Below are 21426 nucleotides of genomic sequence, written 5' to 3' on the forward strand. Positions count from 1 at the left end.
CTTTCTATGAAACGAAAATTGAATGAAATTGCGGACTGGCTCGGCCTGCCGCATCCAACAGGCGGCGAGGCTGCCGTCACTGGCGTATCGATCGATACACGGACGCTGAAAAAAGGTGACCTGTTCATTCCGTTCAAGGGAGAGCAGGCGGACGGCCACCGGTTTGTCCGGCAGGCATTCGACAAGGGGGCTGCGGCCACCCTCTGGCAAAAGGGGGTTCCGGGAGCACCCGAGGACGTGCCCGTTCTCGTCGTCGCAGACCCGGAACAGGCGCTCCAGCAGATGGCGCGCCGATACCGCGAGGAACTGGATGCCGTCATCATCGGCATCACCGGCTCGAACGGTAAGACATCGACAAAAGATCTTGTCGCGGGCACACTTTCGCCGTACTTCCGCGTACGCAAGACCGAAGGCAACTACAACAACCAGCTCGGCCTCCCGCTGACGATCCTGTCGCTCCCGGAAGACACCGAGTACGCGGTGCTCGAAATGGGCATGAGCGGATTCGGGGAGATCTCCTTCCTGTCCGAGCTGGCCCGTCCGAAGTATGCCGTCATCACGAACATCGGCGAGGCGCATATGCAGGACCTCGGCTCCCGGGAAGGAATTGCAAAAGCAAAATCCGAAATTACGGACGGCCTCCGGCAGGGCGGGAAATTGTTCTACGACGGCGACGAGCCGCTGCTCGCCCCGCATGTGGAAACACTGCCGGAAGGCGCGGGCGTTCCGTTTGGGGAGGGGGAGACTTGCAGCCTCCGCCTCCTGTCGGTGGAACCGTCGGAAGCGGGAAGCGTATTCCGGACATCAGGGCTCACGGAGGGCGAGTTCATGATTCCCGTCCTCGGCGCGCACCAGGCGAAAAACGCACTTGCCGCAATTCTGATCGGCCGGGAAGCCGGGCTTACCGATGACCAGATCCGGGAAGCGCTCAAGTCCGTCGAGCTGACCGGCATGCGCATGCAGACGGTGGAAGGGCCGCACGGATCGCTTTTCATCAACGACGCCTACAACGCGGCGCCGACATCCGTGCGCGCCGCACTCGGATTTGTCAGAAGCTCGACTTTGCGAAGTGAGAAGTGGGTCGTGCTCGGCGACATGCTGGAGCTAGGCGCACTGGAAGTACCTGCCCACGAAGGGCTTGCCGAAGAACTGGACCCGGCGGACTTTGACGGCGTCTGCCTATATGGTCCTCGGATGGAGGATCTCTTCCGGAAGCTTGAAAGAAAATTCCCGTCGGATCGTTTGGTCTGGAGCGGAGAAGACTTGGCTCCCATCACCGGGATGCTGCAAAGCAGGCTCGGCCATGCACCGCTGATTTTGCTGAAAGGCTCCCGTGGAATGGCGCTTGAACGTATCATCGGCGAATTGGCGGACAATCTATAAATGAACCCGCGGGCACTGGCCCGCGCCGGTTTCATTGCAAGAAGAGCCGTGCCATGTTATACTGCTAACTATTGGATACATTTGAACGGGAACTCTTCGCACATTGAGGAAGAGTTGTTTTTTTTGAAACGGTTCGGTTGAAGGGCGTGTTCCTCTCCGGTCGGACCGCCCGGCAGCAACCGGAACTTTTCGAGCGCACTGCCTTCCCGGATGGACCGGCGGGCAACACTGAAAACTCCGAAACGGCACGGCATGCCGGACTTCATTTGAAAATGGATCCAATGATCACATGAAGGATAAGGAGATTGACACATTTGACAAAGTTTTCTGAACTGAACATCAGCGAGACCACTCAGCTATCACTCGAGCGCATGGGGTTTGAAGAAGCGACAGCCATCCAGGAAGAGACGATTCCGCTCGCCCTCGACGGCAAGGACGTCATCGGCCAGGCACAGACCGGCACGGGCAAGACGACGGCATTCGGCGTTCCGATCATCGAGAAGATCGATACACAGAATCCGGACATCCAGGCGCTGATCATCGCGCCGACACGTGAACTTGCGATCCAGGTCTCCGAAGAGATCTACCGCATCGGCTACGGCAAGCGCGCACGTATCCTCTCCGTCTACGGCGGACAGGAAATCGGCCGCCAGATCCGTGCCCTCCGCAACCGCCCGCAGATCGTCGTCGGTACGCCGGGACGGATCCTCGACCACATCAAACGCGGCACGATGAAACTTCACGGTGTGGAAACGCTCGTCCTTGACGAAGCGGATGAAATGCTGAACATGGGCTTTATCGAGGACATCAACGCGATCCTTGAGAACGTCCCGTCCGAGCGTCAGACGCTCCTCTTCTCTGCGACGATGCCTGGTCCGATCCGCAAAATCGCGGACAGCTACATGCATTCGCCAGCGGAAGTGCGCGTCAAGGCCAAGGAAATGACGGTCGAGAACATTGAGCAGTTCTTCGTGAAGGCACAGGAACGCGAGAAGTTCGATGCCCTTACACGTCTGCTGAACGTTCACACGCCTGAACTCGCGATCATCTTCGGCCGCACAAAGCGCCGCGTCGATGAAGTGGCACAGGCGCTCAACCTCCGCGGCTACCTCGCAGAAGGCATCCACGGCGACCTGACACAGGCAAAGCGCCTGTCGGTCCTCCGCCAGTTCAAAGAAGGCAAAATCGATATCCTCGTCGCTACGGACGTCGCGGCCCGCGGACTCGACATCTCGGGCGTCACGCACGTCTACAACTTCGATATTCCGCAGGACCCTGAAAGCTATGTCCACCGCATCGGCCGTACGGGCCGTGCGGGCAAGAGCGGGGTTGCCGTCACATTCGTGACACCGCGTGAGATGGGTTACCTCCGCACGGTCGAGGAAACGACGAAAAAGCGGATGACGCCACTTCGTCCGCCATCCGAGGACGAGGCGCTGGCCGGCCAGCAGAAGCTTGCCGTCAGCCAGCTGAAGGAACTCGTCGAGAAAAACGAGCTCAACGACTATCGCATCCTCGCAGAAGAAATGCTGCAGGACAGCGATGCCATTGACCTTGTCGCAGCAGCGATCAAATCGCTTACCCGCGAGCCGGACGGCACACCGGTCAAGATCACGGAAGAAAAGCCGCTTCCGTTCCGCGGTGGAAACCGTGGCGGCCGCAGCAGCGGTGGCGGCGGCTACAAAGGCCGCAGCGGTGGCTACAACCGCGACAGCAGCCGCCGTCGCGACGGACGCCGCCCCGGCGGACGCCCGCGCAACCGATAAGACATATACAAGAACCCGGAAAGCCAAGATGGCCTTTCCGGGTTCTTTTTGCGTTGGGGTGGAAGTGATGAATTCTTTGAGAGTGACGATTCGCTCTCTGAGTGTAGGAGTGACGATACGTCCTCTGGGAATGACGATTCGCTCCTTGAGAGTGACGAATCATCCTTTGAGAGTGACGATTTGCTTGCTGGGAGTAGGAGTGGCGATACGTCCTCTGAGAATGACGAATCACTCTCTGAGAGTGACGATTCGCCCTCTGAGAATGACGAATCACCCTTTGAGAATGATGAATCGCTTTTCAGCTCCGCCCATTTATTAATTCGAATTAATGAAACGTTTCCGGTGTGTTTCCGTATACAATAGAAAGAGATCAAAAGGGGTGAATCGGATGAGAAAAGAACCGGCGAACCGCATTTCCGAAAAGGGCCTGACCGTCTGGAGGATCCACGGGGTCTTCTATACAATGATCGTCCTCCTCCCGGCAATCGCGGCAAGCGTATTGGCATACATATTCGAAGGGCCGGTATGGATCTATATTGTGTCTGGCGCGACTGTCGTGCTTGCGGCCTATCTGCTCATTTTCCTGTTTCCGAAAATCCGATGGCAGCGCTGGCGCTATGAGGTGCGGGAGACGGAAATTGAGCTGCAGCACGGCCTGTTCATTGTGAAACGGACGCTCGTGCCGATGGTCCGTGTTCAGCATGTCGACACGAGCCAGGGACCGATCCTCAGAAAATACGGCCTTTCCGGCATCACGGTGTCGACGGCTGCGACCAATCATGAGATTCCCGCGCTCCAGATGGATGAGGCTGATGAGCTGAGAGGCAGGATCTCGGTGCTCGCAAGGGTGGCGGAAGATGATGTCTGAGAAAAACAGGCTGCACTGGATCACCGCCGTCATCGAGCTCCTGAAGACGCTGAAGGAAGCGGTTATCCCGCTCGTTGTCATTGTCGTGGCGAACGGCATCGGACGTGAGCGGTCGGGGAATTTCTGGCTGGATAACCTCACCCTCCTGATTTTTGGCGCGTTTGTCGTCTTTACGGCGGTTGCCGGTTTTATCAAGTGGAAACGGTTCGTCTACTGGTTTGAAGACGGGGAGCTCCGGATCGAGCACGGGCTGTTCGTGAAGAAAAAGCGCTATATCCCGTTTGAGCGCATCCAGAGCGTCGACTATACTGAAGGCATCCTCCACCGGCCGTTCGGTCTCGTCAAGGTGAAGATTGAGACAGCGGGCAACTCGTCCGTCCTGGAAGGATCGGAGGCCGACCTGACTGCTGTGACACGCGCGGAGGCCGACCGGGTGAGCGCAGTCATCTCCGAAGCGAAGCGCCGCCGCCGGGCGGGCGTGCAGGAGCTTTCGGAAACTGACGGGGAAGCGGTCGGAGCCGCTCCTGCCGAAGAGCCTGAAGAAGAAACGAAAACCCTGTTCAGGATGGGAAGGAAAGAGATCTTCCTCCTGGCGACGTTTTCCGGCAGGATCGGGCTCATCTTCTCGGGGATCGCGATTTTCCTGTCGCAGTTCTCCGACATCCTTCCGTACGAAGCCATCTACGATGAACTGGTTGCGTTTATCCGGTTTGGCGTGTTCATGGTTGTTGCGGTGGTCCTTGCCCTGATGCTGGCCGGCTGGATACTGTCGGTTGCCTGGACGTATCTCGGATTCTACGGATTCACCGTTTCGTTCGACGGGGATGATCTCTTCATCTCAAGGGGGCTTCTTGAGAAAAAGCGCGTCACCGTCCCGCTCAAGCGCATCCAGGCGGTTCGTGTAAGTGAGAACCCGTTCCAGAAGCTGCTCGGATACGTCTCGGTCAAGGTCCATAGTGCAGGGGGCAGTGCCCAGGAGGGGGGATCGGCCATCGGGCTGTTCCCGCTCGTGAGCAAGCGCGAAGTAAACCGCCTGCTTGCCGAGCTGTTCCCGGAAGTCAATACGTCCGCGGAACTGAACCGAGTCCCTGTACGGTCCCGTCCGTTTTATTACCGTCTGGACTTTTTCTGGGTCATCCCGCTGGTCGCGGCAGCCGGTTATTTCCTCTTCCCGTACGGCCTGCTTGCGCTGCTGATCGTTCCTGTAATCATCCTGATGGGGCTCTGGCAGCACCGATCCGCGGGCTGGGCCATCACGGGACACCAGCTCACCGTCCGGTGGCGCGAATTCACCTTGCATACGGTCTATGTGTTCCGAAAGCGCGTCCAGTCGATGCAGGAACGCCAGACGATCTTCCAGAAACGGCGGAATGTCGCGACCGTCACCGCATCGTTCAAATCCGGTGTCATGCCGAGCAAAGCGCCGGTCCGCCATATCGACGAGGCGGATGCCGACCGGCTGATGGACTGGTATGACCCACGGAGTCGCGCAGATAAACACGCAACGGTTGAAGGAACTCCCGCTCCGCAGGGCGAATAAAATCCATACAGGCAGGCCGCCCCTGATCCGGGCGGCCTTTTTGGACAGGAGGGTTCGGGATGGAAGATCTGATTTTCCGCCATATGCAGACGGTCCGTGAACTGACGCTGAAATGCCTGGACGATACGCCCGAGGAAATCGCGGGAATTGTTCCGGGTGGCTATCCCAATCATATTCACTGGAACTTTGGTCACATCCTATTTATTCAGGAACGGCTCGCCCTGGAAGTGGCAGGCGAGGAAATGGAGCTCCCGGAGAAATACGGGATTTACTTTGCGGCGGGCACGAGGCCGTCGGAATGGAAGGGCACGCCCCCGACACTCATTGAGATCCGGGAAGCGCTGGACACCCAGACGGAGCGGCTCCAGAAGCTCCGAACAGGCAGGCTGGACGAGCCGTTGCCCGAACCATTCACGAACCGGATGGGCCTCACGTTCCGCATGACCGGCGAGACGCTGCTGTTCTCGTTTTATCATGAAGCCCTACACCTGGAGACGGTCCGGCAGATGCGGAAGCTGATTGAAGCCGGGCTATAAACATCCGGCACTGCAGTTTCCGTATTCAGGACGGGAGTTTCGTCATTCGGCCAACGAGTCCCGTCATTCGAGCTGAGAATCTCGTCTTTTGTCTGCAGAGACTCCCTATTCCGAACAACGCAAAGCCCCGAACCATGCGCCGGTTCGGGGCTTTCAATTAAACGGTCTCCGGATTCAATTTGTACTGCTTGCCGGGATGATGGGCGGGTAGGCGATCGCCGCGGCCGAACAGATTGTCGCGGAGGGAGGTGCCTCCGTATTCTTTCGGCACGCGCCCGCGTTCCTGGAGGATCGGGATGACCCATTCACCGAATTCCTTGAAGGTCCTGTGTGCGAGGGCATAGGCGATGTTGAAGCCGTCGACGCCGGTCTCGTCCGCCCATGCTTCAAGCTCATCCGCAACCTGCTCCGGTGTGCCGACGACCGCGGTTCCCATGCCGCCTACGCCGATCGATTTGATGATCTCCCGGATTGTCCAGTTGCGTTCAGGATCGATTTTCGTGAATGTCTCCAGAGTGGAGCGGATGGCGTCATTCTCGACGTAATCGACGCCGGCATCGAGATCGGCGCCCGACAGGTCGACCCCTGTCCAGCCGCCGAACAGGGCAAGCGCGCCCTCGTCAGAGATGTAGGACTGATACTCTTCAAGCTTTGCACGCGCTTCTTCCTCGGTCCGGCCGATGACCGGCGTGATGAGGGTCAGGATCTTGACCTCATCCGGATCTCGCCCGGCTTCCGCCGCCGCTTCCCGGAGCCGTTTGACGGTTTGCCGAGCCGCGGTTTTCGTCGGTGCGCCGATAAAGGCAAGTTCGGTATGCCTGCCGGCGAACGCCCGGCCTTTCGACGATGCGCCGGCCTGGAACAGCACCGGTGTCCGCTGCGGGGACGGCTCGGACAGATGGGCGCCCGGCACCTTGAAGTACTTGCCCTCATGGCTGATGTCGTGCACTTTTGAAGGATCCGTATACACGCGGTTTTCTTTGTCCACCTTCACCGCACCGTCCTCCCAGCTGCCTTCCCACAGTTTGTAGCACACTTCCAGGTACTCTTCCGCGATATTATAGCGCTCGTCATGGGAAATCTGCCCGTCCAGCCCCATGTTCAGCGCTGCACTCTTCAGGTAGGAGGTGACAATGTTCCAGCCGACCCGGCCCTTTGTCAGATGGTCGAGTGTCGACATGCGGCGTGCAAATGTATATGGATGTTCGTGGCTGACGGATGCGGTGACGCCAAACCCGAGATGGTTGGTGACGGCGGCCATGAGGGGGACGACAAGACTCGGGTCATTGACAGGCGACTGTGCGCCTTGGCGAACGGCTGCATCGCGTGATCCTCCGTAAACATCGTATGTGCCGAGCACATCGGCGAGGAACACGGCGTCATAGCGCGCCTCTTCCAGAATGCGGGCAAGCTCGATCCAGTAGTCGCTGTCCTTGTACCGGTGGGACTGGTCATCCGGATGCGCCCACAGGCCGGGGGACTGGTGGCCGGGTGTGTTCATCTCGAATGCGTTCAGGTAAATGCGTTTTTTCGTCATGGTCATCATCCTTTCATAGTGGCTCAGGCGTGGGTCCGGCTGTGCTGCCTGCGTACGAGCTCGGCAAAGTAGGCAGTCTGCTTTTCAAGGCGGCTGAGGCAATCTCCGTCAAGAACGGGGATGTCGAGGTTTTTGTCGATCACATCATCCGTGAGATAGATTCCCTTGAGGGCATGGCCCTTCAGCGTGGAAAGGAGCGGCTTCAGCGCATAGTCGAGTGCCAGCAGATGGCCCGGGCTGCCGCCGGTCATGAGCGGGAGGACGGGCTTCGACTCGAGCACATCCTGGGGCAAGAGATCGATGAAGGCTTTCAGGACACCGGAGTACGCCGCCTTGTAAACGGGGGAACCGACGATGACCCCTTTTGCCCCGCGGATTCTCGCGGCTGCGTCAGTGACGGACGGATGACTGAAATCGGCTGAGAAAAGGACTGCGGCGGGGATATCCCGCACACTCAGGTGCGTGACGGTAAAATGCTTGTCTTCAAGCAACCCGCCGATATAACCGAGCACACGCTCGGAACGGGACGCTACATTCGGACTGCCTGAAATGATAACGATTTCGGACATGGTGATCATCCTTTCTTCTGGTAAATCTGTCAGTGAACTAGGGATTATGAATGGACGTACACGCTGAACATGTTTTCCGGAGCGGCTGGGGAATGAAAAAGGCTCTTCTCCCGTGGAAACAATGAGAGAAGAGCCTGGCAGGAGTGCATGCGCATCTATTTTGCCTGACTGTTTTCTCATCTCCAGGGCTGAACCGCCCCTCTGGAATTAGCACCGTGCAAACCGGAGTCTGCTGGTTGCTGAGGCTTCGCAGGGCCAAGTCCCTCCACCTCTCTTGATAAGAAACAAAATTATGAATTTTTCAGCTTGATGAACAGTATAGCAGAGCCTTAAATATTGTCAACAGGGAAAGTCGGGTTTAACGGACCGCTGGCGCCATGGGCAAAAAACCCCGCAGCAGCGGGGTTCAGGCACGTCACCGGCGCTTCTTGCGCCAGCTTGTGATATTCTTCGGGTGGAAGTAGCTGAGGCCGACGAGGAAACCGACGGCCAGGCCTGTCAGATGGGCGGTAACGTTGATGTTCGGGGTCAGGAATGTCATGACCACACTGATGACGATGATCGGCAGGATAATCTGGCGGATCTGCGGGAATGCGCCTTTGGTATGGTATACGAATGCACCGAACGCCCCGAAGATCCCGTAGATGGCGCCGCTTGCCCCCACATAGGCGTAAGAGCCGTCATGCAGGAAGTAAGAGGCCACGTTTCCGAACAGGCCCGCGAGGAAAAATAAGTTCAAAAACCGTACTTTCCCTGCGAGCCTCTCGAGCTCGGGACCGAACAAAAACAGGGCGAACATATTGAACAGGACATGCATGAGACCGGCGTGCAGGAACATCGGCGTGACGAATCTCCACCAATCGCCTTCCGCAATCAGCCGGTTGATGCCCATGCCGTAAAACATGATCAGGTCACCGATACCGGGGAGGATGGTCAGGATGTAGATGATCACGTTGATCGCGATCAGCGCCGAGACGACCGGGTAGAACCGGATGTACTCGGAGAAGCTTTCTCTTCTGATAAACATGGTTTCACCTCAATTTACATATGAACAGTATACCGCGTTTGGCGCGGTCCAGAAAGCGGGGAAAACAGATGATCACCGGAATCGGGCTCGACATCGTGGAGATGGACAGGATCCGTCAGGCGGACAGGCGGAACAGCCGCTTCAGAAAAAGAATCCTTGGCAAAGAGGAATTGGAGAGGTACGAACAGCTCGGCGACACAAGGCGGACAGAATACCTGGCAGGCCGGTTTGCCGCCAAAGAGGCTTTCGCCAAAGCGCTCGGCACCGGAATCGGCGAGTCATGCGCATTCGGCGACATCAGCATATTGCCGGACGGGACAGGCAAGCCTGTTCTTTATTTCAAGGGGGAGCCGGCGCCGGGATTCGTATCGATCACCCACACGCGTGAATACGCTGCCGCCCAGGTTATCCTCACCGGATTCCCGGCAGCCCTGTCCGAATAAACCCGGACCCTCTCTCATAGGATGTTCCACAGGAGCGAAATGAGAAAGGGTGAAGGAATTGCGGAGCCGGATATTCGCAGGAATGCTCATCGTGCTCGTCATGCTGCTGGCGGCATGCGGATCACAGTCGAAGGAAGACGTCATGAAAAAGCTGAGCGGCAAATGGACGGATGCCAAGGGGTATGAACTCACCGCCGTCATGGAGATCAAGACCGGCGATGAGCCAAGGCTGTATGACGTGGAAGTGTGGCACACAAAGCCGGACTACTACCGGGTCAATGTGGCCCAGCAGGGCTCCAAGGAGTCCCAGATGATCCTCCGCAACAAGGACGGGGTATTTGTCGTCACGCCGTCAATCGGCAAAACGTACAAGTTCCAGAGCGACTGGCCGGAGAAAAACAGCCAGGCTTACCTGATCGGTGCGCTTGCGGAGGACATCCGGGCGGACAAGGATGCGGTGATGAAGGAAGAAGACAAGGAATACGTCTTCGAGACGGTCACACGGAACAACCACCGGAAGATGCTGCCTTATCAGCGTATCCACATCGACAAGAAATCGCTCCTCCCTGTGAAGGTGTCGGTGCTGAATGAAAACAAAGAAGAACAGATGAAGATCACGTTTGAGAAAATTTCCCTTGGCACGGAGCGCAGTGCCGGCGATTATGCGGTGGAAAAACACTCAAAGGCACCGGAAGGCGCGGAAGGATCCGCGGATGACACCGATGCAACGGAAGAAAACGCGGATGGAGAAGACCAGGAAGGCACCACGGAAGAAACAGACGGTGCGGCTGATAAAGAAGGCACCGAAGATGGCCAGGAAGAAGGCACCGAAGACGGCAAAGAAGAAGGAGATGAAGAAGCGGGTGCCGAATTGGATGGTGAGGAATTCCGCACATCCTATCCGCTCCTCAAGTGGGAAGGCGTCGACGTGGAAGAGGAAGTCGTGGGCAGCGGAGACGACAAGCGGGTCTACCTGACTTACAGCGGCGAGAAAGAGTTCGTCATCGTCCAGCAGCAGGCGAAGTCCCCGCAGGAAGCGCTCGTTCCGGTATTCGCGGAAGGGGACCCGGCACACCTCGGCTTCACGATCGGCGCAATCACCGACAACTCGGTCAGCTGGGAACAGGGCGGCGTATCCTACTTCCTCGCCTCGAACGGCCTGAGCCGCGAAGAAATGGTGGAAGTCGCGACATCGATGATCGAAGCTGAACAGAAGTGATCCGGGAGTATTGACGGTGTTCTCCCTCCGGGCGGATAATGAAAAAAGAGACAAATCTATCCGGCAATTCGGAAGGGAGAACGGGGAAATGGAACAGACGAAATGGGGACGGCCGACAGTTGCGGCCATCAATCTGGAGGCGATCCGGGAAAATGTCCGGAATACGGCGCGCATGACCGGCCCGGACACCGGCGTGATCGCCGTCGTCAAGGCGGACGGCTACGGCCACGGCGCGGTCCGGGTCGCGGAGGCGGCGCTTGATGCGGGGGCAATGATGCTCGCGGTCGCCACTCCGGATGAAGCGGTGGAACTCAGGGAGGCGGGCCTGAAAGCGGACATTCTGCTTTTGGGCGCCTCCCCTGTTCCGTTCGCGCGGGTCGCCGCGGAATTGGGCATCATCATCACCGCGGATTCGCCGGCCTGGATGGAGAAGGTCGCCGGTGAAGCACCTGATTTCGGCCGTCCGCTCCGGGTTCACCTGAAGGTCGACACCGGAATGGGCAGGCTCGGCGTCCGGAGCGGAGAAGACCTGCTCCGGATGTACAGGACCGCCAGGGCTGCAAAAATCATGGTGGACGGCGTCTTCACCCATTTCGCGACGGCAGACGAGCCGGACAATGACGTGTGGAGAAAGCAGGCAGCCGGGTTCCGTGAAGCTGTGGCGCTGCTTCCGGAGCGGCCGCGCCTGGTACACGCGTCAAACAGCGCGGCCGCATTCATACATCCGGAATGCAAGTTCGATGCGGTGCGCCTCGGCATCTCCATGTACGGCATCGCCCCGTCCGGCTTTGTCGGGGAGCGCCTGCCCTTCCCGCTCAGTCCTGCGCTGACGCTCTCGACCGAACTCGTCCATGTAAAGCGGATCGGCCGGGGAGACACGGTCAGTTACGGAGCGACCTATCAGGCGATGGGCGATGAATGGGTCGGGACCATCCCGATCGGTTATGCGGACGGGTTTCTCCGGGGCCTCGGCGGACAGGACGTGCTGATCGGCGGCCGCCGCTGCCCGGTGGTCGGCCGCGTCTGCATGGACCAGTGCATGGTCCGGCTGCCCCGCGAAATGGCACCCGGCGAACCTGTTATCCTCCTGGGGAAACAGGGCGATGAAGAGATCCGGCCTGACGAATGGGCGGATCGGCTCGGGACCATTCCCTATGAAGTCGTTGTCACCCTGTCGAAGCGGATTCCGAGAGTTTATTTGCAAGGATGCGGGGAATACTAACCCCAACCACGGCCCGACAAGATCCGACAGATTCATCAGGTTCAGGCGGAACTTTGTCGCATTCTTTCCGAACGTGTCTTTTCAACAGGTCTGTCCAATGTTATGATGGGATAGAAATTTGTTGAATGGCTGCGTCGGAGGTGTTTGCTGTGGCAGAGAAAGAGACAAAAGAAGTCGTGGTGAAGATCCCGAAAAGGATGCTTCCGTGTGACGGGGAATCCGTCGCCTACGACCGAGCGGAACAAGACGGGTACGTCTACCTGACGACGACCCGGAGGACACGGAAGGAACAACCAAATCTTATACGGGAAGCCATCGTCAAAGGCTACGTGGAGATGTCGCAGATCAATCTTTCGATCGCTTCCGAATGTTTGTACGCGGAATACGAAGCGGAGCACGCGTGGCGCAACTCGTAATCGGAGGATGAGATTTTGGCCATAAAACGCGGGGACATTTTCTTTGCAGATCTGTCGCCGGTGAAAGGTTCTGAGCAGGGCGGGAAAAGACCCGTCCTGGTTATTCAGAACGATATCGGCAATCGGTTCAGCCCCACTGTGATCGTCGCAGCCATCACGGCCCAGATACAGAAAGCCAAACTGCCCACCCATGTGGAAATCGATGCGGCACGGTACGGATTGGACAAAAACTCCGTCGTCTTGCTTGAGCAAGTCCGGACAATTGACAAATCCCGCCTTTCCGACAAGATTACGCATTTGGATGAAGAAATGATGCGGCAGGTGGAAGAGGCGCTTGAAATCAGCCTCGGACTGGTAAAATTTTAGTATACATAAACAAAAAACGCCGCCCGGCATACCGGGCGGTTTTTTGTTGAGATATATTTGTAAACTTAAATTGTGGCAGGGCAGAAATTGCTGATTAAGCCATACGCCTCTGTTAATCGGACCGTGTTTAATCTCGGTCAGCCGCAACAATACTTCCATTCCTTCATTTGGAATGCAATTGATTGATGCTTCTGTGCGATACTAACAGTAGGTGTGACGTCCGGGAAGAGGACATATAGCTGTGTTTTTATGCCGCATCCGAACCTCTGCTTTCATATGAGTCTTCATAACTCACAAAATAAGTGTGTTCCTGCTGTATTTTCGATACAATGTAAAGAACAGTCCGTAGAAGGGGGCCACCAGAGCCATGTATAGAAAAGTTCCTCAGTTTGTCGAGACTCATCTTGAGGAGATCATCGACAGTTGGAAAACTCGCATGAAAGACGAACATGGTGAAAAGTTCTTTCATATTATGCCGGAAGAGGTCATCGAGCGGACAAGCCGGGATTTCGCGGAACTTGTCGTATCCAGCCTGACCGAGGAGACCGGGCAGTATGAAGAGAAGCTCCATAATTTTTCTGAGCGCATCGTCCGCCTCGGCTGGTCGATTTCGCTCGTCATGAAGGCGATTGAGAACTTCTCGGATACGCTCTATGATCTTCTCCGGCAGGCCAATATCCTTGATGACAGCAACGTGGCCGAGTATTTTGATATCCTGAACAACTGGATCAAACCGCTCCGCCAGGAAGTCGTCGAAATGTATTCCCGCACGTGGGAGCGCACGGTCAATCTCCAGAAAATTGCCCTGCAGGAACTGTCTGCATCGCTGATTCCGGTATTCGACAAGATTTCCGTCATGCCTCTTGTCGGCACAATCGATACGGAACGCGCCAAACTCATTATGGAAAACCTCCTGGATGGAGTTGTCCGCCACCGCGCGGAAGTGGTGCTGCTTGATATCACAGGCGTGCCGGTCGTCGATACGATGGTCGCCCATCATATCATCCAGGCGGCGGATGCGGTCCGCCTCGTCGGCGCGCGCTGCATGCTTGTCGGCATCCGTCCGGAAATTGCGCAGACGATTGTGGCGCTCGGCATCAGCCTCGAAGACTTTACGACGACCAGCACGCTGCAGCGCGGCATGCAGGAAGCGCTCGCGCTGACAAACAGAAAAATCGTGGAGGTGGATGAACAGTGAACATGCGTATCCCGATCCTGAAGCTCAATGAAATTCTGATCGTTTCGCTCCAATGGGAACTGGACGACCAGACTGCGATTCAATTCCAGGAAGACCTTTTGAAAAAGCTGCATGACACGTCGGCCAAGGGCGTCGTGATTGACTTGACGCCGATCGACTTCATCGACTCCTTCATCGCGAAGGTGCTCGGCGACGTGATCAGCATGTCAGGCCTCATGGGTGCCAAAGTCGTCATCACAGGTATTCAGCCGGCCGTTGCCATTACGCTCATCGAACTCGGGATCCGTTTGGAGAATGTCATGACGGCCCTTGATCTCGAAAACGGAATGGACAAATTGCAACAAGAATTGGAGGCTTAACGATGGCGTACCGGTCTTCAGTCGATATCCATACTGAATGGGACATTGTCGCAGCGCGGCAGCTGGGCCGGAACGAAGCGAAGAAAGTAGGCTTCGGCACCGTCGACCAGGCCCGTATCACTACGGCAATCAGTGAACTCGCAAGAAATATTTATTTATATGCAGGAGCCGGAAAGATTGAGATCGAGCGCCTGAATGAAGATGGCCTGTTCGGAATCGCCATTATCGCTTCCGACGAGGGTCCGGGCATCCCCGATGTAAGAAAAGTAATGGAAGACGGTTACTCGACTTCCGGCGGTCTCGGCGCCGGGATGCCGGGAGTCAAGCGTCTGATGGATGACTTCCGGGTAGACACCGAACGGGGTAAGGGCACGAAAATCACTGCAATCAAATGGCTCCGCTGACAGGGGGATGAATAGAGATGCCTCAGCAGACGGAAAACGAATATAAAGAGATTTTGAGGCAGTATCTTGAGGACCAGTCTGAACAGAACTTATATATGGGAGAAGCGTTCAGCCGAAAATTGATCGAACGGGACATCTCGCCGGAGGAGGTCATCAGCATACATAAATCCGCACTCAAGGATGTGTTGCCGGGCCTTCCGTCGAAAGTCTGGCATTCTTTCGACTTCCTCATCGAAATGATGATCCGATACGGTCTCGCGCTGAAGGAACACCAATCTCTCGTCAAGCGACAGGAAGAGATGCAACTGGAGATGGAAGTGGCTGCAAAAGTTCAGGAAACGCTTTTGAAAACAAAGATGCCGGCAGTCGAGGGAATGGACTTCGGCTATGTGACCGTGCCTTCGCGGACAATGAGCGGGGATTATATCTACTTTGTCGGAAATGATAAGGACGAGGCGGGCGTGGCTGTCGCTGATGTGATGGGCAAGGGTATTCCGGCCGCCTTATGCATGTCGATGGTCAAGTTCGGCATGGACAGTGTCCGGCATTCGACCGAAGGCCCGTCCGGCGTTCTTTCGGTCATCAACCGCATTGTTGAAAAAAGCGTCAATGACTCGATGTTTGTGACCATGATGTACGGTCTCTACGATGCAAAAAGCTCCACCTTCTCCTATGCGTCTGCCGGGCACGAGCCGGCACTCCATTACCGGGCATCGGAAAACCGGTTTGTGGAGCTTGATGCCAAAGGGCTTCTTCTCGGTGTTTCGCCGGATGCCCGCTATGAGGAGGGGAGCGTTGTCCTCGAACGTGATGATTTCATCGCCATTATGACCGATGGGGTGACCGAAGCGCGGACGCCGGAAGGCTTTGTTGAAAAGGAAACCATCCTTGAAATCATCAGCAGCGTCAAGGACCAGTCCGCACAGGAAATGGCAGAACATGTTTTCGCTGAATTGGACCGTATGCAAGGATTCCGTCTCCAGGACGATTTCTCGCTCGTAATCTTGAAAAAAGAGTAATGGATGTTTGGATTTCTCCAGGGCGGGTAAAGCCTTGATGTTGTGTTCAGACGAAGTTATGGTTTTGGGATTATAGGATTGAGAAATAAAAGAAGAGGTGTGGAAATGAATCTACAAGTCGATTTGCGTGAAGAAAACAGCGTACAGCATTTTAAAGTGGTCGGTGAGATCGATGCATTCACGGCGCCCGTCCTCCGCGAGAAGCTTTCTGAGCTTACTGTCCAACAGGGCGTGGAAGCCGTCATTGATCTTTCAGACGTGGAATACATGGACAGCACAGGTCTCGGCGTGTTTGTCGGCTACTTCAAACAAGTGAAGGAAAGCGGCGGACATGTGAAAATCACCGGGCTCTCACCGCGCCTCAAGCGGTTGTTCGATATAACTGGTCTCGACGAGGTCATGGATATCGAAGGACATAAAGAAGATAAAGGTGGGTTCAATGATGCAACCGTATGATTACGTTGAGATCCGAGTGCCGGCCAAGGCCCAATATGTAGGCGTGGCGCGGCTTACGATCTCCGGCCTCGCAAGCCGGCTCGGCTTTACCTACGATGACATCGAGGACATGAAGATCGCATCGAGCGAGGCCATCACGAATGCGGTGCAGCACGCATACAAGGACGACGAGGAAGGCGAAGTCGTCGTCGGGTGCGCACTCTATGAAGACCGGATGGAGATCATGGTGGCCGACCATGGTCAGAGCTTCGATTTCGAAGAAACCAAAAAGAGCGTGGGACCTTACCATGATCACGAAGAGGGCATGTTCCTCCGGGAAGGGGGTCTCGGCCTCTATCTGATCGAAACGCTGATGGACGAGATTAAAATCCACCACGATGAAGGGGTCACGGTCTTCATGACTAAATATCTCGGCGGAGAGCAGGTGGAAAAGGATGTCGAAACAGTCTCCTCCTGATTCCAAATCAAAAGAACAGGTGCTTGACTGGATCAGGGCTTTCCAGGAAAGCGGCGATGAAGAGGCGCAGACGAATCTCGTTCTCCACTATGAGCGGCTTGTCCAGTCGATCGCCCGCAAATATTCCAACGGGAAATCATACCACGAAGATATCGTGCAGGTCGGCATGCTTGGTCTGCTTGGTGCAATCCGCCGCTACGATCCCGATTTCGGCCGCAGCTTCGAGGCATTCGCCGTTCCGACGATTATCGGCGAGATCAAGAGGTTCCTCCGCGACAAGACGTGGGCAGTGCATGTGCCGCGCAGAATCAAGGAACTCGGGCCGAAAATCAAGTCCGCTGCAGAGACGCTGACCAATGAACTCCAGCGCTCACCGAAAGTGCAGGAGATTGCAGATTATCTGGAAGTGGAAGAGGACGATGTCCTTGAAGCGATGGAGATGGGACGAAGCTATCAGGCTCTGTCCATGGACCACTCGCTTGAAGCGGATTCCGACGGCAGTACCGTCACGCTGTTCGATATCATCGGCGACACGGATGACGGCTACGAAATGACGGACCAGCGTCTGATCGTGGCTGAAGCGCTCAATGTCCTGTCCGAGCGCGAAAAGCAAATCATCCAGTTTACATATATCGAACAGATGAGCCAGAAGGAGGCGGGAGAACGCCTCGGCATTTCGCAGATGCACGTATCCAGACTTCAGCGAAAGGCCATCAAAAAGCTCCAGGAAGCGATTGCGGCGGCAGGTGGTGGGTCGTCTTGAAGACGGTGAAGGACGACCGAGTGGAGGCGTACATCTACCAGGAAGCCAAGGCGGGAAACCATGAATCGGGTGATGTGTATTTTACCTTCACCAATGAGGATTATTTCCTGTGCGCGATTGCGGATGGTCTCGGAAACGGTCCGATCGCGAGGGAATCTGCAAAAATCGTTCCGGAAGTTCTGGAACGCCATCATGACGAATCGATCGACCAGCTTCTGAGCCGGTGCAATACGCACATGCACCAGAAGCGCGGAGCGGCCGTTGCAATCATCAAGGCGAACTTCCATACGTCGACGATCGAATACAGCTGTGTGGGAAACGTGCGGTTTTATCTTTACCGCCGCTCTGACGATAAGATGATTTATCCGCTCCCAGTGATGGGCTACTTGTCCGGGCGCCCGCAGAAGCTTCGCACACAGGGCTACGATTACGGACCGGGGGACCTTTTCCTTCTCCATTCCGATGGTGTGGACATCCGCAGCCCGAAGGCCTTCATGCAGAACAGCGCCGGGCCGTATGACCTTTACAAGAAAGTGTATGAAACCCTCAGACACGGCGACGATGCCACCTATATCGCAGGAAGCCTGCTCCGCTAAATCCGCGGAGCGGGTTTTTTTGTTTTTCTCTGTAGTCAAGACGGTTCACGGTGTACGTTGCCATTTATGATAAAGTGAAAAGGTAAAGGGAACCGAACGAAAGGGTGAGAAACATGCAGGAACAAGAACTGATCCAAAAAGCGGCGGTGCGTGCAGGTGTGCGCCCGGCGCAGGCGCAGGCGGTCATCGGCCTGCTCGGCGAGGGCAAGACCGTACCGTTTATCGCCCGCTACCGGAAAGAAGCGACCGGAGAGCTCGACGAAGTGCAGATCAAGGCGGTCGAGGACGCCCACCGCTATCTTGCCCAGCTTGAGGAGCGGAAAGAGGAAGTTATCCGGATCATTTCCGAACAGGGGAAATTGGACAGTGACCTGGAAAAATCAATACGGAGCGCCGACGTGCTGCAACGGGTGGAGGACCTGTACCGTCCTTATCAGAAAAAGAGGAAAACCAGGGCGACAGTTGCGAAAGAGCGTGGGTTGGAGCCGCTTGCCGATCTGCTTCTATCTGATACGAAAGAGCGTCCGGAGGATTTGGCCGGCGGTTTTATCGACGCCGAACGAGAGGTTCCGGATTCAGAGGCGGCCCTTGGCGGCGCGAAGGACATCATTGCGGAGCGTATCTCTGATGATGCCTCGGTCCGCGACAGGATCCGCAACGCCATCCGGCGCGACGGACTGATCGTCACCTCACGGAAAAAAGATGCCGAGGATCCGAAAGGCGTCTTTGAGATGTACTATGAATATGAAGAGCCGATCAGGCAGATCAAACCACACCGCGTCCTTGCCGTGAACCGCGGCGAGAAGACGGGCGTGCTAAAAGTATCGCTCTCGGTCCCGGAAGAGCGTCTGATTGAAGACATCCGACGTTCCTACGTGCGGAGACCGGGTTCTCCTGCCGAAGCGGAAGTGGCAGCGGCGGCGGCAGACGCCTTCAAGCGCCTGCTTCTTCCGTCAATTGAACGCGAAATCCGGGGTGAACTGACTGAGAAGGCGGAACAACAGGCAATTCGCATTTTCTCGGAGAACCTGAAACGGCTGTTGCTCCAGCCTCCGATGAGGGGCAAGACTGTACTTGGCGTAGACCCTGCCTACCGGACCGGCTGCAAGTTGGCTGTCGTGAGCGATACCGGCCGGCTGCTTGAACTGGGCGTCATCTATCCGCATACATCTTCTGACACGGAAGGCGCGAAAAAGAAAGTGCTCACGCTTCTCCGCAAGTACCCGGTCTCCATCATCGCGATAGGCAATGGAACGGCATCCCGCGAAACCGAGCAGTTCATCGCGGATTGCCTGAAAGAGACGGACGGTGGAGCGTCCTATGTCATCGTCAACGAAGCGGGAGCGAGTGTTTATTCCGCATCGGAAGAAGCGCGCCGAGAATTCCCGGAACTCCAGGTTGAACAGCGGAGCGCCGTGTCGATTGCGCGCCGCCTCCAGGACCCATTGTCCGAGCTGGTGAAGATCGAGCCGAAGTCTGTCGGTGTCGGCCAATATCAGCATGATGTCTCCCAAAAAAATCTCGGGGAGCAGCTGGACTTTGTCGTTGAGACCGCGGTGAACCGGGTTGGTGTCGATGTGAATACGGCGTCCGCGTCGCTGCTTCAGCACGTGTCGGGACTGTCCCGCACGGTTGCAGACAACATCGTTGCGGCCCGTGACGAACTCGGGCGCTTCAACTCCCGGGCGCAGTTAAAGAAAGTTCCGCGGCTCGGCGCAAAGACATATGAGCAGGCGGTCGGATTCCTGCGCGTTCCCGGAGCCAAAAACCCGCTGGATGCCACTGGAGTCCATCCGGAAAGCTACAGTCTCGCTGAAGAGATTCTGAATGCGGCCGGATTGGACAAAAAGGAAATTGGCACGGAGCATGCAACTGTAGCGCTCGCCCGGCTGGATGCAAAAGAAGTGGCAACGACTGCAGGAGCGGGGGAAGTGACCGTCCGGGACATTATCGAGACGCTGAGCCGCCCGAACCGGGATCCCCGCGATGAATTCCCGCAGCCCCTTCTAAGGAAGGAAGTGCTGACGCTCAAAGATCTGAGGCGCGGCATGGAGATGGAAGGGACAGTCCGTAATGTCGTCGACTTCGGAGCATTCGTCGATATTGGCGTTGGCGAGGACGGTCTGCTGCATGTGACCAAGATGAGCACAGAACGGGTACGCCACCCGCTGGACATGATGGCTCCCGGAGATGTCGTCACAGTCATCGTCGATGAGGTGGATCAGGAAAAAGGGCGGATATCCCTCACCATGCTCAGTCCGGCGCAGGAAGAGGAAAAGAAGAAGCTGGCAGAGGAGCGGAAGCGCCAGTTGAAGGATCGGAAGCGAAGCGTCAAAAAGCTAACCGACCTGGAGCCTGGGACCCAGGTGAAGGGGAAGGTACGGAGACTGCAGCCATATGGCGCTTTTGTCGATGTCGGGGCAGAAAAAGACGGACTTGTCCATATATCCAAAATGGCGCCCGTACGCGTGAACGATCCGGCAGAGATCGTGCAGCCGGGAGATACTGTAGCGTTATGGATTGAATCGGTCGATCCGGCCGCCTCGAAAATCTCACTGACGATGATCGATCCCGCAGAAAAGAAGGGGAGCGGGAGACGCCGTGGATGACAGGGAACTCCAGCTTCTGACCGAATCGATCTCCCGGGATTCGTTCGGGCGTCCGTTCCGGCACAGAGTTTACTTTAACCCGAGACTCCGGACCACGGGCGGCAGGTACCGTCTCCATGACCACGACATTGAAATTAATCCGGAAGCCTACAGGAAGTACGGAATGGATGAGCTCGTCGGCATCATCAAGCACGAGCTTTGCCACTATCACCTTCATATAGAAGGAAAGGGATACCAGCACCGTGACCGGGACTTCAGGGAACTGCTCAGACAGACCGGTGCGCCCAGGCACTGTTCCGTCATCAGGGAACCGGCCAGGAGGAAAGCGAGGCATCTGTACCGCTGCGCCGATTGCGGCCAGTCCTACATGCGGAAGATCCGGATGAATACGGACCGTTACCGTTGCGGAAAATGTCAGGGCCGCATTCTAAAAGTCGAAGAGAGTTGAAGAATGAAACCCTTGCCGGGCGGTGAAAGCCGTTGAGTGGCAAGGGTTTTGATGTTTTTATAAAAAAGTTGGCGAAAAGTGTTGACGTATTTTCGTATGCCCCCTATAATAGGACAAGTCGACAAGAGATCACACGAAAGCCTGAACGGCTGAGGGTTCTTGAGACATTGAATATGGCCCCTTGGTCAAGCGGTTAAGACACCGCCCTTTCACGGCGGTAACACG

At 56.4% G+C, this 21426-nt stretch carries 21 protein-coding genes, 3 pseudogenes and 1 riboswitch; of the genes and pseudogenes, 21 read left to right on the plus strand and 3 right to left on the minus strand.

The window, feature by feature from the left end; genetic code table 11:
- Positions 1-6 precede the first annotated feature (6 nt).
- From KHA84_RS13865 to KHA84_RS13885, 5 genes are all read left to right on the plus strand, one after another.
- Positions 7-1383 carry a UDP-N-acetylmuramoyl-tripeptide--D-alanyl-D-alanine ligase gene (locus KHA84_RS13865; RefSeq protein WP_213424115.1) on the plus strand — a complete coding sequence of 459 codons (1377 nt, stop codon included), beginning with the start codon at positions 7-9 and terminating at the stop codon, positions 1381-1383.
- A gap of 314 nt (positions 1384-1697) precedes the next feature.
- Positions 1698-3149 (plus strand): degradosome RNA helicase CshA, encoded by a 1452-nt coding sequence (cshA, locus tag KHA84_RS13870; RefSeq protein WP_213424116.1) that lies wholly within the window; start codon positions 1698-1700, stop codon positions 3147-3149.
- A gap of 388 nt (positions 3150-3537) precedes the next feature.
- Entirely contained in the window at positions 3538-4017 is a 480-nt protein-coding gene (locus KHA84_RS13875; RefSeq protein ID WP_213424117.1) for a PH domain-containing protein, read from the plus strand.
- The gene (locus KHA84_RS13880) at positions 4007-5557 is read left to right on the plus strand and encodes a PH domain-containing protein (RefSeq protein ID WP_213424118.1); all 1551 of its coding nucleotides are present in this window, start codon (positions 4007-4009) and stop codon (positions 5555-5557) included. The genes KHA84_RS13875 and KHA84_RS13880 overlap by 11 nt, the downstream gene beginning before the upstream one ends.
- 59 nt (positions 5558-5616) lie before the next feature.
- Positions 5617-6093 (plus strand): DinB family protein, encoded by a 477-nt coding sequence (locus tag KHA84_RS13885; protein WP_213424119.1) that lies wholly within the window; start codon positions 5617-5619, stop codon positions 6091-6093.
- Positions 6094-6250: 157 nt separating this feature from the next.
- Here the strand turns inward: KHA84_RS13885 and KHA84_RS13890 are convergent, their stop codons facing one another.
- From KHA84_RS13890 to KHA84_RS13900, 3 genes are all read right to left on the minus strand, one after another.
- The gene (locus tag KHA84_RS13890; protein WP_213424120.1) at positions 6251-7630 is read right to left on the minus strand and encodes an LLM class flavin-dependent oxidoreductase; all 1380 of its coding nucleotides are present in this window, start codon (positions 7628-7630) and stop codon (positions 6251-6253) included.
- A 23-nt stretch (positions 7631-7653) separates the two neighbouring features.
- Positions 7654-8199, minus strand: a complete 546-nt coding sequence (gene ssuE, locus KHA84_RS13895) for an NADPH-dependent FMN reductase (protein WP_213424121.1) — start codon at positions 8197-8199, stop codon at positions 7654-7656.
- Positions 8200-8372: 173 nt separating this feature from the next.
- Positions 8373-8483: riboswitch (SAM riboswitch) on the minus strand.
- 131 nt (positions 8484-8614) lie between these two features.
- Positions 8615-9226 (minus strand): rhomboid family intramembrane serine protease, encoded by a 612-nt coding sequence (locus KHA84_RS13900; RefSeq protein WP_213424122.1) that lies wholly within the window; start codon positions 9224-9226, stop codon positions 8615-8617.
- Between the two features lie 68 nt (positions 9227-9294).
- Between KHA84_RS13900 and acpS the strand changes: the two genes are divergently transcribed.
- The 16 genes and pseudogenes from acpS (at position 9295) to KHA84_RS13975 (ending at position 21201) form a co-directional block, all read left to right on the plus strand.
- Positions 9295-9669, plus strand: a complete 375-nt coding sequence (acpS, locus tag KHA84_RS13905; protein ID WP_213424123.1) for a holo-ACP synthase — start codon at positions 9295-9297, stop codon at positions 9667-9669.
- A gap of 49 nt (positions 9670-9718) precedes the next feature.
- A complete protein-coding gene (locus KHA84_RS13910; protein ID WP_419465608.1) occupies positions 9719-10888 on the plus strand; it encodes a LolA family protein in 1170 nt (389 codons plus the stop codon).
- Positions 10889-10976: 88 nt separating this feature from the next.
- The gene (alr, locus tag KHA84_RS13915; RefSeq protein WP_213424124.1) at positions 10977-12110 is read left to right on the plus strand and encodes an alanine racemase; all 1134 of its coding nucleotides are present in this window, start codon (positions 10977-10979) and stop codon (positions 12108-12110) included.
- Between the two features lie 140 nt (positions 12111-12250).
- Positions 12251-12537 (plus strand): annotated as a pseudogene (locus KHA84_RS13920) (transcriptional regulator).
- A 4-nt stretch (positions 12538-12541) separates the two neighbouring features.
- Positions 12542-12892 (plus strand): type II toxin-antitoxin system PemK/MazF family toxin, encoded by a 351-nt coding sequence (locus KHA84_RS13925; protein WP_063181763.1) that lies wholly within the window; start codon positions 12542-12544, stop codon positions 12890-12892.
- A 367-nt stretch (positions 12893-13259) separates the two neighbouring features.
- Positions 13260-14090 (plus strand): RsbT co-antagonist protein RsbRA, encoded by an 831-nt coding sequence (locus KHA84_RS13930; RefSeq protein WP_213424126.1) that lies wholly within the window; start codon positions 13260-13262, stop codon positions 14088-14090.
- Entirely contained in the window at positions 14087-14449 is a 363-nt protein-coding gene (locus tag KHA84_RS13935) for an STAS domain-containing protein (RefSeq protein WP_008301458.1), read from the plus strand. Before KHA84_RS13930 ends, KHA84_RS13935 begins: the two co-directional genes overlap by 4 nt.
- Positions 14450-14451: 2 nt before the next feature.
- Positions 14452-14853: an anti-sigma regulatory factor gene (locus KHA84_RS13940; RefSeq protein WP_213424127.1), complete on the plus strand. Its 402-nt coding sequence runs from the start codon at positions 14452-14454 to the stop codon at positions 14851-14853.
- A 17-nt stretch (positions 14854-14870) separates the two neighbouring features.
- Complete coding sequence (locus tag KHA84_RS13945) at positions 14871-15872, plus strand: PP2C family protein-serine/threonine phosphatase (protein ID WP_213424128.1); 1002 nt, start codon at positions 14871-14873, stop codon at positions 15870-15872.
- 105 nt (positions 15873-15977) lie between these two features.
- Positions 15978-16328, plus strand: a complete 351-nt coding sequence (locus KHA84_RS13950) for an STAS domain-containing protein (protein ID WP_213424129.1) — start codon at positions 15978-15980, stop codon at positions 16326-16328.
- Positions 16315-16785 carry an anti-sigma B factor RsbW gene (gene rsbW / locus KHA84_RS13955; RefSeq protein WP_035002659.1) on the plus strand — a complete coding sequence of 157 codons (471 nt, stop codon included), beginning with the start codon at positions 16315-16317 and terminating at the stop codon, positions 16783-16785. Before KHA84_RS13950 ends, rsbW begins: the two co-directional genes overlap by 14 nt.
- Positions 16763-17548, plus strand: coding sequence for an RNA polymerase sigma factor SigB (sigB, locus tag KHA84_RS13960; RefSeq protein WP_213424130.1), 786 nt, complete (start codon positions 16763-16765; stop codon positions 17546-17548). The genes rsbW and sigB overlap by 23 nt, the downstream gene beginning before the upstream one ends.
- Before the next feature lie 5 nt (positions 17549-17553).
- Complete coding sequence (locus tag KHA84_RS13965) at positions 17554-18144, plus strand: PP2C family serine/threonine-protein phosphatase (protein WP_336511154.1); 591 nt, start codon at positions 17554-17556, stop codon at positions 18142-18144.
- A 113-nt stretch (positions 18145-18257) separates the two neighbouring features.
- Positions 18258-20411 (plus strand): annotated as a pseudogene (locus tag KHA84_RS13970) (Tex family protein); the annotation flags it as partial.
- Positions 20412-20504: 93 nt separating this feature from the next.
- Positions 20505-20753, plus strand: a pseudogene (locus KHA84_RS15630) (S1 RNA-binding domain-containing protein); the annotation flags it as partial.
- Positions 20746-21201, plus strand: coding sequence for a SprT family protein (locus KHA84_RS13975; RefSeq protein ID WP_213424133.1), 456 nt, complete (start codon positions 20746-20748; stop codon positions 21199-21201). The pseudogene KHA84_RS15630 and the gene KHA84_RS13975, both read left to right, overlap by 8 nt.
- Positions 21202-21426 lie beyond the last annotated feature (225 nt).

This window comes from Bhargavaea massiliensis, from assembly GCF_018390575.1.
In the GTDB taxonomy this organism is placed as follows: Bacteria; Bacillota; Bacilli; order Bacillales_A; family Planococcaceae; genus Bhargavaea; species Bhargavaea massiliensis.

Excerpts from the sequence above, each read along its gene's own strand:
- ssuE (WP_213424121.1), bottom strand. The coding sequence starts at position 8,199 with ATGTCCGAAATCGTTATCATTTCAGGCAGTCCGAATGTAGCGTCCCGT.
- acpS (WP_213424123.1), top strand. The coding sequence starts at position 9,295 with ATGATCACCGGAATCGGGCTCGACATCGTGGAGATGGACAGGATCCGT.
- sigB (WP_213424130.1), top strand. The coding sequence starts at position 16,763 with ATGTCGAAACAGTCTCCTCCTGATTCCAAATCAAAAGAACAGGTGCTT.
- KHA84_RS13950 (WP_213424129.1), top strand. The coding sequence starts at position 15,978 with ATGAATCTACAAGTCGATTTGCGTGAAGAAAACAGCGTACAGCATTTT.
- KHA84_RS13875 (WP_213424117.1), top strand. The coding sequence starts at position 3,538 with ATGAGAAAAGAACCGGCGAACCGCATTTCCGAAAAGGGCCTGACCGTC.
- KHA84_RS13945 (WP_213424128.1), top strand. The coding sequence starts at position 14,871 with ATGCCTCAGCAGACGGAAAACGAATATAAAGAGATTTTGAGGCAGTAT.
- rsbW (WP_035002659.1), top strand. The coding sequence starts at position 16,315 with ATGCAACCGTATGATTACGTTGAGATCCGAGTGCCGGCCAAGGCCCAA.
- KHA84_RS13940 (WP_213424127.1), top strand. The coding sequence starts at position 14,452 with ATGGCGTACCGGTCTTCAGTCGATATCCATACTGAATGGGACATTGTC.
- KHA84_RS13865 (WP_213424115.1), top strand. The coding sequence starts at position 7 with ATGAAACGAAAATTGAATGAAATTGCGGACTGGCTCGGCCTGCCGCAT.
- KHA84_RS13880 (WP_213424118.1), top strand. The coding sequence starts at position 4,007 with ATGATGTCTGAGAAAAACAGGCTGCACTGGATCACCGCCGTCATCGAG.
- KHA84_RS13890 (WP_213424120.1), bottom strand. The coding sequence starts at position 7,630 with ATGACGAAAAAACGCATTTACCTGAACGCATTCGAGATGAACACACCC.
- KHA84_RS13930 (WP_213424126.1), top strand. The coding sequence starts at position 13,260 with ATGTATAGAAAAGTTCCTCAGTTTGTCGAGACTCATCTTGAGGAGATC.
- KHA84_RS13885 (WP_213424119.1), top strand. The coding sequence starts at position 5,617 with ATGGAAGATCTGATTTTCCGCCATATGCAGACGGTCCGTGAACTGACG.
- alr (WP_213424124.1), top strand. The coding sequence starts at position 10,977 with ATGGAACAGACGAAATGGGGACGGCCGACAGTTGCGGCCATCAATCTG.
- KHA84_RS13900 (WP_213424122.1), bottom strand. The coding sequence starts at position 9,226 with ATGTTTATCAGAAGAGAAAGCTTCTCCGAGTACATCCGGTTCTACCCG.